The following is a 13,181-nucleotide window of genomic DNA, read 5'->3' on the forward strand; positions in this document are numbered from 1 at the left end:
CGGACCGTTCGCGGAGACCTGACCACGGTCGGGAGCCGGCTCCGACGAACGGGTGCCGCACGGCCGTGATGGCCTCCTCCCTCTGGCTGGGTGGACCGTAGATCGCGTCGCGGTGACCGTCAAACGTCTGACGTCCCTTGGCCCCTAGACCCGGCGCGGCTCGGCCCAGTCGCGACACGGCCGATCCGCATCGCGGTCACCTGCATAACGTCGTCGCGGGCGCAGACGGAGATGCTCGGTCTCAGTCCGCGGATGCGGCTTCCGGAACACGCCATATCACCGCACCGGGAGGATCTCGTAGAAGTCGCTGGGGCACCGGGCGGGCGAGAGAACCGGCCGAACGGAACAGCCGCGCGGTTACCGGAGCCTCGCCGAAACTCAGCCGCCGGAATTCGCTCCACCCGGTCGGATCGGGCACGCCCCTGATGGCACCCCGTCCGGCGAGGGAATCGAAGACGAGATACCCGGACAGGGAGGCGACCTCCCTGTAGTCGACAACCCGACCCACATCGTCCCGATCGAGCCGCAGGAACATGCGCGCCCGCTCGGCGAGATAGGGGTCCGCGGCAACCGGCTCTCCCGCCGATATCGCGAAATCCGCGAGCGCGCGCGCAGCGATCATGCTGCGGTCGCGGGTCAGATCGTGGATCGCGAAGCTGCTCACGATGATCGGGGCGCCGATTGCCAACGCAGAAGGCTTTCCCGACATCCGCGCAATGACCGCAAGGCCCCAACCGGCCAGCATGGTTGCGAGCCACGGCACGATCGGGAAGTAGAACACCGTCTCAAGGTTGAGGAGGCCGACACTGATCGCGAAGGACAATGCGGCGGCAACGCCCGCCGTGATGAGGGCCCGCCCGCCGCCGGACCTTGGCCGCACACGGGACATGAGGATCAGGACGGCGGCGGCGATTGCGGTCAGGTGGATCGGCAGCACGATGCCATGGGTAAGCGCTCCGAAAAGGGGGTCGAGCCAGGATGACGCGGATCCCATCCCGTCGGGCAGAATTTCCGTCCCGCTTTGTCCCCTGCCATGGCCGAGGTCGATCCAGATCCGGTGCAGCGGATCCCCCCGTCCCAGCCAGTAGCCAAGCCATTCGAGCGCGACGAGGCCGATGAAGGCCGCAGTCGCGGCACTTGCGGCCAACAGCGCGTTTCGCGTTATGCCGAACATGGTGAACGCCCCGGCAACCAACGCCGGCAGCATGAAGCCGGACGTCTCCCTGCAAAGCCAGGCAAGGAAGACAAGCGCGCCGGCAAGGGCATATCTGCCGACCGGCCGGTCCCCGGCCTGCGTTGCCAGACCGAGGGATGCGACACAGAACACGATCTCCGGCAGGAAGATGTAGATCCCCGATCCGACCATTGTGAAAAGGCCGGACCCGGCAAAGAGGATACCCGCCGCGAAACCGGCCGCTTCCCCGAACCAGCGGCGGGCGATCTGCCAAGAAATCACCACCAGAAGGCTGGAATACGCGAAGACGGGGAGGCTGGCCGCGAACTCGTTCTGTCCGAAGACCGCGAGGCTCCCGGCCATCGGCAGCACCAGAGGCCAGCGCAGGCCCCAATGCGTGTCGGTGACCTGCCCGTCCAGAAGGGAGAGCGCGGCGTCGACATATCTGACCGCGTCGCGCGGACCGATCCCGTCCCAGACCATCCAGATGACGAGCCAGTGAAGGCCGATCAGCAGGACGGGGATGTGCCCGGCCATTCGGAGCGGTTTCCCGCCTTCTCTGGAGTTGATTGCGTCGGACATGGGCCCCGGTACTCGGCTGAGCCAGAGCTACCATCTCCCGCGCCGGCGGCGAAGGTGTCTCCGCGGGTTTCGCTCGCGGCCCGTCAGAAGAGCGGCAAGCTGCCCGTCAATCGGGCAGCGACGCAATCCGTCCGGGCAACTGGCCGGGGTAATCCGCGATCGGCATGGCATTCGGCTGGCCGACTTGCTCTATGCACCATGTCGGACCCGCTCAGGAGATCGTTCATGCCCGCCGTCGCGCCGCCCTATCGGAACCTGTCATGTCGCTGAACGTGGCGCTGGTCGGCTGCGGTCGGATCGCCCGCGCGCTGCACGGTCCGATCCTGTCGCGATTGCCCGCGGCCCGGCTGAGCGCCATCGTGGATCCCGACGGAGCCGCGCGCATGGCCATGTCCCGGATCGCGCCCGGCGCGGTGCTGCACGCGGATCTCGAGTCGGTGCTGCAGGCGGGAGAGGCCGATGCGGTCGTGATCTGCACCCCGCCGGAATATCACGCCGAGGCTACGCTCGCCGCGCTCGACGCGGGCTTGCCGGTCTATGTCGAGAAACCGCTTGCCCCGACCGAGCAGGAGGCAGAGGCGCTGATCGCCGCGCGCCAGGTCGCGGGAACGGTCGGGATCGTCGGTCATAACTTCCGGTTCCATCCCGAAATCCTTTCGGCGCGCGACCGGATCGCCAGCGGAGAGCTTGGCGCACCGGTCGCGATCCGCAGCGTTTTTACCTCCGAACGTCGCGCCCTGCCGGATTGGAAGCTGAAGATGGGCGGGGGTGGCGATGCCCTGACAGATCTCGGCAGCCACCATGTCGATCTCTTCGGGTATCTGTCCGGACAGGCTGTCGATCCCGGAAGCGTGCAGGCCCGACAGAAGCCCGGCCCGGACGGAAGTGCGGCGACCCTGTCGGCGTCGCTCGATGACGGAACGCCGCTCTCGCTGACGGTGGCCCAGACAAGCGGCGTGAGCGTCCATCGGATCGAGATCCTGTGCGAGAAGGCCCATCTTGAGATCGACCTCGTCTCAGGCCGGGCGACGATGTCCCGGTCTCAGGCACGGCTGGGGACAATGGGACGCTGGCAGGCACGCATCGCGGATGGCGCTGCGGCCGTCGATCCGAGACACCGCCCCGACCCATCGTTCGAGGCGGCTCTCTCGCATTTCGTCACCGTCGCGGCCGGTGGAGATCCCGCTGGCTCGGCCGTTCCGGCGGATTTCCGGGTCGGCGCGCGGGCGATGACGTTACTCCGGTCGGCTTTGGACTAGGGGCCCGAGGCCGCGGGCGGCGGTACCAGGGATCGCAGGCGCTTGCCGAGAGGCGGTCACGGTTGCACGACCCAACCCGCGCCCAGAGCGAGGATGCCGCCCAGAAGGGCGTAGAGCAGGCCCACGGGGATCGTTCGCCGCAAGATCTCTCCCTCGCGGCCGACGAGGCCGATCGTCGCGCAGCCGGCCACGATGTTGTGGGGGCAGACGATGTTGCCGACAGCCGCGCCGAAGGTCTGCGCGCCGAGGAGCAGGGTGAGGGATAGGTCGAGTTCGCCCGCGATATCGGCCTGCAACTGCGTGAAGAGGATGTTCGACGTGGTTGCCGAGCCGGTCACGAACGTGCCGAACATTCCGACGAACGGTGCGATGGCGGGCCAGCTCGCGCCGAAGGCGGAGGCGGCATCGCTGGCGAGCTGGCCGATCATCCCCGAATGAACCAGCAGCCTTGCAAGGATCAGCATCACCAGAAGCGGCAGCACCACCGGCAAGAGCTGGGCAGTGCCCCGCCGGAGCGCCTCGCGCACCTGCGCGACCGTCGCGCCCTGAACCGCCCATCCGACGACGAAAGATGCCGCGAGCAGGGTTCCGGGATGATAGAGCGGTGCGAAGGATCCCGAGAACCTGTCGCCGAGCGTCCAGCCGATGGTGATGGCGGAGAGGTATGGCCCGATTCCGGGCAACCTCGTGAAGAGGATGAGAACGACAAGCGCCAGATAGGGGGCCAGCGCCGAGAGGAGCGCCCTAGGGTCCCGGCTTTCGGATCCAGGGCCCTCCTCCGTGCGCCGCCGCCTTATGACGAAGGCGAAGGCCACGCCGCCCACCATGGCGCCTGCCAGCGTCGGCAGTTCGGGCCCGAGAAGCAGCGCCAGGCAGATATAGGGCACGAAGAAACAGGCTGCCGCCAGAAGTCCCAGCGCCGGCCGCGACACACCGAGCGCGCGCATCAGCGCGAAAACGAGGACCCAGCCGAGCGCGCCGTGCAGAAGGGCAGGGACCACGGCGAGTTCCGCGCCACGCAGCCCGGTTGCCGAGATTTGCGGAACGATCGGCGTGCCGACCGCCCCGAACGAAACACCCGCCGCATGTCCGATCAGGGCAATGGCCAGGGCCCTCGCCGGCTCGATCCCCATTGCCAGCAGAAGCGGCGCGGCCAGCGCGACCGGTGCTCCGAAACCCGCGGCGCCCTCCATGAAGAGGGCAAAGAACCATCCCACCAGAAGTGTCTGGGCAAGAGAGTCGTCAGTCAGTTGGGTCATCGCCCCCTGGAGCTGATCGATCCGGCCCGTCCCGACCTGCAACGCGTGGATGCACAGGGCAGGCCAGATGATCCAGAGGATCGTCCCGGTCGTGAACCCGGCTTCCGCGACCGTTCCGCCAAGTGCGATGGCAAGGCTGGAATTGCCGTCGTCCGGGGTCAGGCCGAAGACCGTCAGCGCGAAGAGGAGGGCGATGCCGAGCCCGATCGCGCCGGCCCGCGCCGCGGACCATCCGCGCCACAGCATCATCAGCAGGGTGGCCGCGATGGGGGTCGCGGCAAGCGCGCTCAGCATCCCGAAAGGGTCGACCGAGCGCGCTCGACCGATACGAAAGGCGTCACGCCATCATCTCCACCGTCACCGCGTGTTCCGGTTGGCCCTCCGCTTCGAAGGCGGTCGCATTGGCAAGCGACGTTCGGGCGATCGCGTTCAGCGCCTCTTCGGTGAAGAAGGCCTGGTGCCCGGTGACCAAGACGTTGGGAAACGTCAGCAGCCGGGCAAAGATATCGTCCTGAAGCACTTGGCCCGAGAGGTTCTCGAAGAATAGATCGCCTTCTTCCTCGTAGACGTCGATGGCGAGACCGCCGAGCTGCCCCGACTTCAGCGCCCGGATCACGGCGCGCGTGTCGATCAGTCCGCCCCGGCTTGTGTTGATGAGGTAGGCGCCGTTGCGCATCGAAGCGAGCGCCGTCTCGTCGATCAGGTGATGCGTGCCGGGGGTGAGCGGGCAATGCAGCGTGACGATGTCGCTGTGTTCGAGCAGGTCGGGCAGATCGACGTAATCCGCACCGGCTTCACGCGCCTCGTCGGCCGGATGCGGATCCGCGGCGAGGACGCGGCACCCGAAGCCTGCAAGGATCCGGATCGTACAGATCCCGATCCGGCCGGTTCCCACGACGCCGACCGTCTTGCCATGGAGGTCGAAGCCCATCAGGCCATCGAGCTCGAAATTGCCCTCGCGCACTCGATTGTAGGCGCGGTGAAGGCGTCGGTTCAGGCCGAGGATCAGCGCGATGGTATGCTCGGCCACGGCGTGAGGCGAATAGGCGGGCACACGACCGATCGCGAGACCCAGACGTTCTGCCGCGGCGACGTCGACATTGTTGTATCCGGCGCAGCGCATCAGCAGCAGCTTTACCCCGCGCTCGGCGAGGATCTCGAGGGTCTCGGCGTCGACATCGTCGTTCACGAAGGCGCAGACCGCATCGGCCCCTTCGGCCAGCACAGCCGTGGAGCGGTCGAGATGCGGCGTCATGAATGTCAGCTCGTGGGGCGCCTCCAGGTCGCCGTTGACCCGCTCGAAGGTCTCGCGGTCGTAGGGCTTTGCGCTGAACATGGCGATCCGCATCGGGCATCCTCTGGTCTCGGGGTTGCGGGTCCGGTCGGCTTGGCGATGGCCTGGCGGGACCGAATGACCTTCCGTGGAGTATCGAGCGGGCCGCGCCGGGGTTCAAGGCGATCTGCGGCCAACTTGTCTGGTCATGCTGAAAATGACGTGGACGGGCCTATCGGGACGTCAGCCCGCGCCAGAGATCGAAATCGGCCGCGAAGACCTTTTCCAGCCGCGCGCGTCTTTCCGGGGAAAGCCGGATCTCGGCGGTCGGGGAGGTGTTCAGGCGCTCGACGGTCGGGGTGGCGCCGGTCTCTGTGGACAGGAACGTGATGGCGTCGTTCAGGCGACCGAACGGGAACAGGTGATCGACCCCGCCGTCGAGAAAGCGCGCCTGCGATCCGATGGCGGCGAAGCGCGGCGGCTCTTCCTGCATGTAGGCGTCGACGAAATCGTCGAACGAAATCCCGGCCGTCGAGTTTTCGGACCCGTCGAGCGCCTCGCGCGATCTGTAGCGCCACCAGCTTCCGAGCCAATCGACCGGTTCCCGCATGACCGCCATCGTCCGGAGCGGCCGCTTGCCGCGCTGCTCGAACAAGGGGGCAAGCTGGGCATGCCAGCGCCGGACGTTCATGTGCTTGAGGCCGGTCGGGTGCCGGATCACGGCATCCGCATATGGTCCGAATGCGGCTTCGAGCGACGTCGTGCCGGTCTTGGGGACCGACAGAACGACGAGGCGCGCTTTCCAGAAGATAAGCATACCTGTTCCTGGCAACCTTTCGTTAACCCAGTCTCGCTAACGATCCATGAACGAGATCTTGCAAATGTTCTGCATTTGGTCCATTTGAGAACAAGGCAAGAACAGAACGGTGGATTGCTGCCTCTGGGGCAGCATGCAACAAGGGTCGAAATCATGGCAACGGCGAACCTCATCGACATGAGCGAAAAGCGCAGCGCGGAAAAGCAGAAGGCCTTGGACAGCGCGTTGGCGCAGATCGAACGGCAGTTCGGCAAGGGCTCCATCATGAAGATGGGCAAGGACAGCCCCGCCCAGGATATCGAGGCGACGTCGACCGGGTCGTTGGGCCTCGACATCGCGCTCGGCATCGGCGGTCTGCCGAAGGGCCGCATCGTGGAAATCTACGGTCCGGAATCGTCGGGCAAGACGACACTGACCCTGCATGCCATCGCCGAAGAACAGAAGAAGGGCGGCGTTTGCGCCTTCGTCGACGCGGAACATGCGCTCGACCCGCAATATGCGCGCAAACTGGGTGTGGACCTTGATGAGTTGCTGATCTCGCAGCCCGATCACGGCGAGCAGGCGTTGGAGATTGCCGATACGCTGGTCCGGTCCGGCGCCGTCAGCATGGTCGTCGTCGACTCGGTCGCCGCGCTGACGCCGAAATCCGAACTGGAAGGCGACATGGGTGACAGCTCGGTCGGGGTGCATGCACGACTGATGAGCCAAGCCATGCGCAAGCTGACCGGCTCGATCAGCCGCTCGAACTGCATGGTCATCTTCATCAACCAGATCCGCATGAAGATCGGCGTCATGTTTGGCTCGCCCGAGACGACGACGGGCGGCAACGCCCTGAAGTTCTACGCGTCCGTCCGCCTGGACATCCGCCGGATCGGCGCGATCAAGGACCGGGACGAGGTGGTGGGCAACCAGACCCGCGTGAAGGTCGTCAAGAACAAGGTCGCGCCTCCGTTCAAGCAGGTCGAGTTCGACATCATGTATGGCGAAGGCATCTCGAAAATGGGCGAGTTGCTCGACCTCGGTGTGAAGGCCGGCGTGGTCGACAAGTCCGGCGCTTGGTTCTCTTACGGGGACGAGCGGATCGGCCAGGGTCGCGAGAACGCGAAGTCCTTCCTGCGCGAGAACCGTCAGATCGCCGAGGAGATCGAGGACAAGATCCGTGCCGCGCACGGGCTCGATTTCCAGATGACCAAGGAAGAAAAGGACGAGATCCTGGACGAGTGATCTCCTCGCGGTCAGGGCTGCCGCAGCCGAAGCCCCGCCGGGAGACCCCCCGGAGAGAATACTCGGGAAGGGGCGGTCCGTTTGGGCCGCCTCTTCTCGTTCGACGCGCTGTGGACAGCCCCCGGAGGCGGGGCTAGGACAACGCCCGACCCCGCATCGGAGACCGACATGGCCAGCCTGAACGACATCCGTTCCACCTTCCTCGACTACTTCGCGCGGAACGGGCATGCCGTGGTCGACAGCTCGCCCCTGGTCCCGCGAAACGATCCCACGCTGATGTTCACCAATAGCGGGATGGTGCAGTTCAAGAATGTCTTCACGGGCGTCGAACACCGCGACTACAGGCGCGCCACCACGAGCCAGAAATGCGTGCGTGCGGGCGGCAAGCACAACGATCTGGACAATGTGGGATACACGGCACGCCACCACACCTTCTTCGAGATGCTCGGAAACTTCAGCTTCGGAGACTACTTCAAGTCCGAGGCGATCCCATTCGCATGGGAGCTTCTGACCAAGGAGTTCGGGATCCCGGCGGACCGAATGCTGGTCACCATTTACCACGACGACGACGAGGCGGCGGCCATCTGGAAGAAGACGGCCGGACTGCCGGACGAGCGCATCATCCGCATCGCGACGGACGACAACTTCTGGCGGATGGGCCCGACCGGGCCGTGCGGTCCATGTACGGAGATCTTCTTCGACCATGGCGATCAAATCCCCGGTGGCCCGCCCGGTAGCCCCGACGAAGACGGGGACCGGTTCATCGAGATCTGGAACCTCGTCTTCATGCAGAACGAGCAGTTCGCCGACGGGTCGATGAAGCCGCTCGACATGCAGTCGATCGACACCGGCATGGGGTTGGAGCGGATCGGAGCGCTGCTGCAGGGCAAGCACGACAATTACGACACCGATCTGATGCGCACCTTGATCGAGGCGAGCGCGGATGCGACCTCGACTGACCCGGATGGCGACGCGCGCATCCATCACAGGGTGATCGCGGACCACCTGCGCTCCACCTCGTTCCTGATCGCCGACGGCGTCATGCCGTCGAACGAGGGGCGGGGATATGTGTTGCGCCGGATCATTCGTCGCGCCGTCCGTCATGCGCATCAGGCGGGCGCGGAGGATGCGCTGATGCCGCGGCTCGTCCCCGCGCTGGTGCGCCAGATGGGACAGGCGTACCCCGAACTGGTCCGGGCCGAGGCGCTGGTGACCGAAACCCTGCGTGGCGAGGAAGAGCGGTTCCGCTCGACGTTGAAGCGGGGGTTGCGTCTGCTGGACGACGAATTGGGCAAGCTGCCCGACGGTACGGACCTGCCCGGCGAGGCGGCGTTCAAGCTATACGATACGCACGGGTTTCCGTTGGATCTGACGCAGGATGCTCTGCGCGAGCAGGGGCGCGGCGTTGATATCGAAGGGTTCAACGCCGCCATGGCCGAACAGAAGGCGCTCGCGCGCGCCGCTTGGGCCGGTTCGGGCGAGACGGCGGATGCCGCGATCTGGTTCGACCTGGCCGAGGAGCATGGCGGAACCGACTTCCTCGGCTACGACACCGAGACGGCAGAAGGTCAGATCGCCGCCCTGGTCCGGGACGGTGCTGCGATCGAAGGCGCCGAGGCCGGCGAGACGGTGAACGTCGTTCTCAACCAGACGCCGTTCTACGCCGAGGCCGGGGGCCAGGTGGGAGATACCGGCACGATCCGAACCGAGACGGGTCGCGTCCGGGTGACCGACACGCGCAAATCCGCGAACGTCTTCATCCATATCGGAACTGTCGAAGAGGGCCGGATCGAACCGGGACAGGCGGCGGAGCTCGTGGTGGACCACGACCGGCGCACGGCGATCCGTGCCAACCACTCGGCCACGCACCTGCTGAACGAGGCCCTACGCGAGGCTTTGGGCGAACATGTCTCGCAGCGCGGCTCGCTGAACGCGCCGGACCGGTTGCGCTTCGACTTCTCGCACGGCGAGGCGCTGTCGGCCGAACAGATTGCCGCGATCGAGGCGGAGGTGAACGCCATGATCCGCCAGAACGGCGAGGTTTCGACCCGGATCATGTCGCCTGACGACGCGCGCGACCTGGGGGCGCAGGCGCTCTTCGGAGAGAAGTACGGGGACGAGGTCCGGGTCGTGAGCATGGGGGTCAGCGACGCATCAGGGAAGGGGACCGATGGGCGGACCTATTCCATCGAGTTGTGCGGGGGCACGCATGTCGGCCGGCTGGGCGAGATCGGCGCCTTCGTTGCCCTCGGCGACAGCGCGATCAGCGCGGGCGTGCGCCGGGTCGAGGCGCTGACGGGACAGGCGGCGCTGGATCATCTGCGGGCCCAGGATCGGCGCGTCTCGGAGCTGGCGAACCTCTTCAAGGTGAGCCCGGACGAGGTGGGCGACCGGGTCAAGTCGCTGATGGACGAGCGCAAGGCGCTGCAATCCGAAGTGGCGGAGCTTCGTCGCGAAAAGGCGATGGGTGCCGGGGCCGAGCCTCAGGATATCAATGGGATGAAGTCCGTCCTTCAGGTGGTCGAGGGCGTGTCCGGCAAGGATCTCGGCGCCATGATCGACGGAGTGAAGGGCAAGCTGGGCTCCGGCGTGGTGGTCCTGATCGCCGACACGGGGGCCAAGCCCGCCGTCGCGGCAGGGGTCACCAAGGACCTGACGGACAAGCTGTCGGCGGTCGACCTGGTCAAGGCGGCGGTCGAGGCCCTGGGCGGCCGTGGTGGCGGCGGACGGCCCGAGATGGCTCAGGGTGGGGGTGCGGATATCGGTCGGGCCGATGCGGCGCTCGAGGCCGTGCGCGGGGTGATCTCGGCGGTCTGACGGCCCCGAAATCGGTGTGCACTCCCCGTGCACCCTCTGTGCACCCCCCGTCTGCACGTTTGGAAGACAGGCATGCCGCTCGCGGCTTGCGCGGAGAGCGTCAGGCGAAGGGGGCCCGCCCTCGCGCGGACCCCGGACGGCGTTCGGCACCTTGTCCGCCCCGCAGGCGGGGGATAGGTCAGCGGGACCGGAGGTAAGATCATGCGCGCGGAAATCCAATCCAACGTCGAGAAGATCGCTAAGTCGGTCGGCCTGCTGAAGCGACGGCTCGACTGGGAAACCGCGCCCCATCGCCTCGAGGAGGCGAACGCGATGATCGAGGACCCGACGCTGTGGGACGATCCGGCGCGGGCACAGAAGCTGATGCGCGAGCGTCAGCAACTCGTCGACGCGATCGAGGGGATCGAGACGCTGGAGCGCGAAGCCTCGGAGAACGCCGAGCTGATCGAGATGGGCGAGATGGAGGACGATGCCGAGATCGTCGCCGAGGCGGAGGCCGCCATCGCGCGGCTGGTCGACGTCGCCGCCGAGAAGGAGCTCGAAGCGCTGCTCGACGGCGAGGCGGACGGCAACGACACCTTCCTCGAGATCAATTCGGGCGCGGGCGGCACCGAGAGCTGCGACTGGGCGGCGATGCTGGCGCGGATGTACACCCGCTGGGCCGAAAAGCGCGGCTACGATGTCGAGCTGCAATCGGTCAGCTACGGCGAGGAGGCCGGCATCAAGTCGGCCGCCTACAAGATCAGCGGCAAGAACGCCTATGGCTGGCTGAAATCCGAGAGCGGCGTGCATCGCCTGGTGCGGATCAGCCCCTATGACAGCAGCGCCCGGCGGCACACTTCGTTCTGCTCGGTCTGGGTCTATCCGGTGGTGGACGACAATATCGAGATCGAGGTGCAGCCCAACGAGATCCGCATCGACACCTATCGGTCGTCGGGCGCGGGGGGGCAGCACGTCAACACGACCGACTCGGCGGTGCGGATCACGCATATTCCGACGGGAATCGTGGTGACGTCGTCCGAGAAGTCGCAACACCAGAACCGGGACATCGCGATGAAGGCGCTGAAGTCGCGGCTCTACCAGATGGAGCTGGACCGCCGGAACGCGGAGATCAACGCCGCCCACGAGGCCAAGGGCGAAGCGGGCTGGGGCAACCAGATCCGCAGCTACGTCCTGCAGCCCTACCAGATGGTGAAGGATCTGCGGACCGGATTCGAGACGTCGGACACGCAAGGTGTGCTGGACGGATCGCTGGACGGCGTGATGGCAAGCGTGCTCGCCCATGACGTCGCCGGCAAGAGCCGGGCAGAGGCCGAAGCGGGCGGGTAGGGCGCGGTAGCGTCCAGGCTCCGCGCGGGTCGGATCGGTCCGGGGCACGTTTTTCGCGATGCGGTCGAAGAGGCCTCAGCGCGTCGTCGTCAGCGCGACGCGCGCGAGATGGAGAGCGGCTTGGCCCGCGCCATTGCGGGCAGCGATGCGGTCGCCGAGATCCTGCGCGGCGCGGTAGTCGAACCGGTCGAGCAGTCCGTTCAGGGCGGCGTGGGCACGTTCCGGCGTGAACTGGCGCACAGGCATCGTGGCCGCGACGCCCATCCGGACAAGGCGTGCGGCGTTGTCGGGCTGGTCTCCGCCCACGGGCACGACGAGTTGCGGCCGACCGGACCGTAGCGCCTCGGCCGAGGTGCCGATGCCGCCATGGTGGATTATGGCGGCTGCGCGCGGGAACAGGTCTCCGTGGGCGGCGTAGCGCAGGCGCAGCAGGTCCAGCCCCTCAGGCGCTTCGGCCTTGCCATGCAGCAGAACCGCGCGGAGGCCCATCCGCCGCGCCAGCGCCGCCGCATCCGACCAGAAGCCGGACCCGCCGAGGCCTTGCGCGATCGAGCCGAGTGTCACGACAAGGGGCCGTGGACCCGCCTCGATCCAACGGACGACGTCATGGGGCAGATCGCCAAGGGGGGACGGCGGGAAGCCGACCACCTTCAGGTCCTTGGGTACGTCGGCCGGGCGAGGCGCGAACTCTTCGTCCCAGAGGCCGAGGCGCAGCGGCACGTGCGCGCCGTGATCGAGCAGCGGCGTTCCGGGCTGGGACCCGAGCCCCAGCCGCGCTCGGGTCGCGGACAGATCCTCGGAATGGCGCCGACGCAGCTCGGCCCGGGCCATGGCCATCAGCCCCCGGTTCCAGAGCGCGCCGATCCGGCCAGGGTCTTGCCGCGCGAGGCGGAAGGCGCCCGCGCGGGGTGGATCCTGCGCAGAGAACAGCATCATCGGTTGCAGAATCAGCGGAACGAAGGGGAGGCTTGCCTGCTCGGCGGCGAGGGGGGCATGCAGCGCGAAGGTCGTGGCGGCGACGGTGCTGGCACCGTCCATCAGCGGGCGGATCTGTGCGACCAGGGCAGGCAGCATCGGGATCAGCACGTCGCGCACCATGGGCCCCGGATCGCGCAGCACCGCGGCGGCGATCTGATCTTCGCTCACGTCCAGGCGGCTGCAGACCTCGGCGCGGGTCGGGCCGATGGGGTGGGCCAGCAGACCCCAGGAGCGAGCGGCTTCGCAATCATCTGGTGAGAGGGCGAGGCGGACCTCGATACCGGTCATCTCGATCGCGCGGGCGATGGAGAGGACGGGATAGAGATCGCCCAGAGAGCCTACCGTGGACAGGACGATGGCGCACCGGCCGGATCCGGGAATGCGGCCTTCGAGGCCCGGAAGACGACGGACCCCGCTCCATTGCAGGAGCGGGGTCCGGCCTGGATCGTTCACGTCGGAACCGGCGGCG

General features: G+C 67.0%; 9 protein-coding genes. 4 read left to right on the plus strand and 5 right to left on the minus strand.

The genetic code is table 11. The annotated features are described in order from the left end of the window. Positions 1–241 precede the first annotated feature (241 nt). The gene (locus tag jaqu_RS04500; protein WP_084629384.1) at positions 242–1,756 is read right to left on the minus strand and encodes a glycosyltransferase family 39 protein; all 1,515 of its coding nucleotides are present in this window, start codon (positions 1,754–1,756) and stop codon (positions 242–244) included. A 260-nt stretch (positions 1,757–2,016) separates the two neighbouring features. Here jaqu_RS04500 and jaqu_RS20480 point away from each other — a divergent pair, with 260 nt between their 5' ends. Then, entirely contained in the window at positions 2,017–3,015 is a 999-nt protein-coding gene (locus jaqu_RS20480) for a Gfo/Idh/MocA family protein (protein WP_052500772.1), read from the plus strand. Positions 3,016–3,071: 56 nt separating this feature from the next. Here the strand turns inward: jaqu_RS20480 and jaqu_RS04510 are convergent, their stop codons facing one another. The 3 genes from jaqu_RS04510 to jaqu_RS04520 all read right to left on the minus strand — a co-directional run bounded on the left by jaqu_RS04510 (position 3,072) and on the right by jaqu_RS04520 (position 6,364). Further along, positions 3,072–4,568, minus strand: coding sequence for an L-lactate permease (locus tag jaqu_RS04510; protein ID WP_043917756.1), 1,497 nt, complete (start codon positions 4,566–4,568; stop codon positions 3,072–3,074). A 43-nt stretch (positions 4,569–4,611) separates the two neighbouring features. After that, complete coding sequence (locus jaqu_RS04515) at positions 4,612–5,622, minus strand: 2-hydroxyacid dehydrogenase (RefSeq protein WP_043917757.1); 1,011 nt, start codon at positions 5,620–5,622, stop codon at positions 4,612–4,614. A gap of 157 nt (positions 5,623–5,779) precedes the next feature. Continuing rightward, the gene (locus tag jaqu_RS04520) at positions 5,780–6,364 is read right to left on the minus strand and encodes a hypothetical protein (protein WP_043917758.1); all 585 of its coding nucleotides are present in this window, start codon (positions 6,362–6,364) and stop codon (positions 5,780–5,782) included. 153 nt (positions 6,365–6,517) lie between these two features. Here jaqu_RS04520 and recA point away from each other — a divergent pair, with 153 nt between their 5' ends. The 3 genes from recA (at position 6,518) to prfB (ending at position 11,734) form a co-directional block, all read left to right on the plus strand. Beyond that, positions 6,518–7,588, plus strand: a complete 1,071-nt coding sequence (gene recA / locus jaqu_RS04525) for a recombinase RecA (RefSeq protein ID WP_043917921.1) — start codon at positions 6,518–6,520, stop codon at positions 7,586–7,588. A gap of 168 nt (positions 7,589–7,756) precedes the next feature. Next, positions 7,757–10,405, plus strand: coding sequence for an alanine--tRNA ligase (alaS, locus tag jaqu_RS04530; protein ID WP_043917759.1), 2,649 nt, complete (start codon positions 7,757–7,759; stop codon positions 10,403–10,405). 201 nt (positions 10,406–10,606) lie between these two features. Then, a complete protein-coding gene (prfB, locus tag jaqu_RS04535; protein WP_043917760.1) occupies positions 10,607–11,734 on the plus strand; it encodes a peptide chain release factor 2 in 1,128 nt (375 codons plus the stop codon). Positions 11,735–11,809: 75 nt separating this feature from the next. Here prfB and jaqu_RS20485 read toward each other — a convergent pair whose 3' ends face one another. Continuing rightward, positions 11,810–13,165: a nucleotide disphospho-sugar-binding domain-containing protein gene (locus jaqu_RS20485; protein ID WP_052500773.1), complete on the minus strand. Its 1,356-nt coding sequence runs from the start codon at positions 13,163–13,165 to the stop codon at positions 11,810–11,812. Positions 13,166–13,181: the final 16 nt, after the last annotated feature.

The sequence above is a fragment of the Jannaschia aquimarina genome, assembly GCF_000877395.1.
GTDB classification, from domain to species: domain Bacteria; phylum Pseudomonadota; class Alphaproteobacteria; order Rhodobacterales; family Rhodobacteraceae; genus Jannaschia; species Jannaschia aquimarina.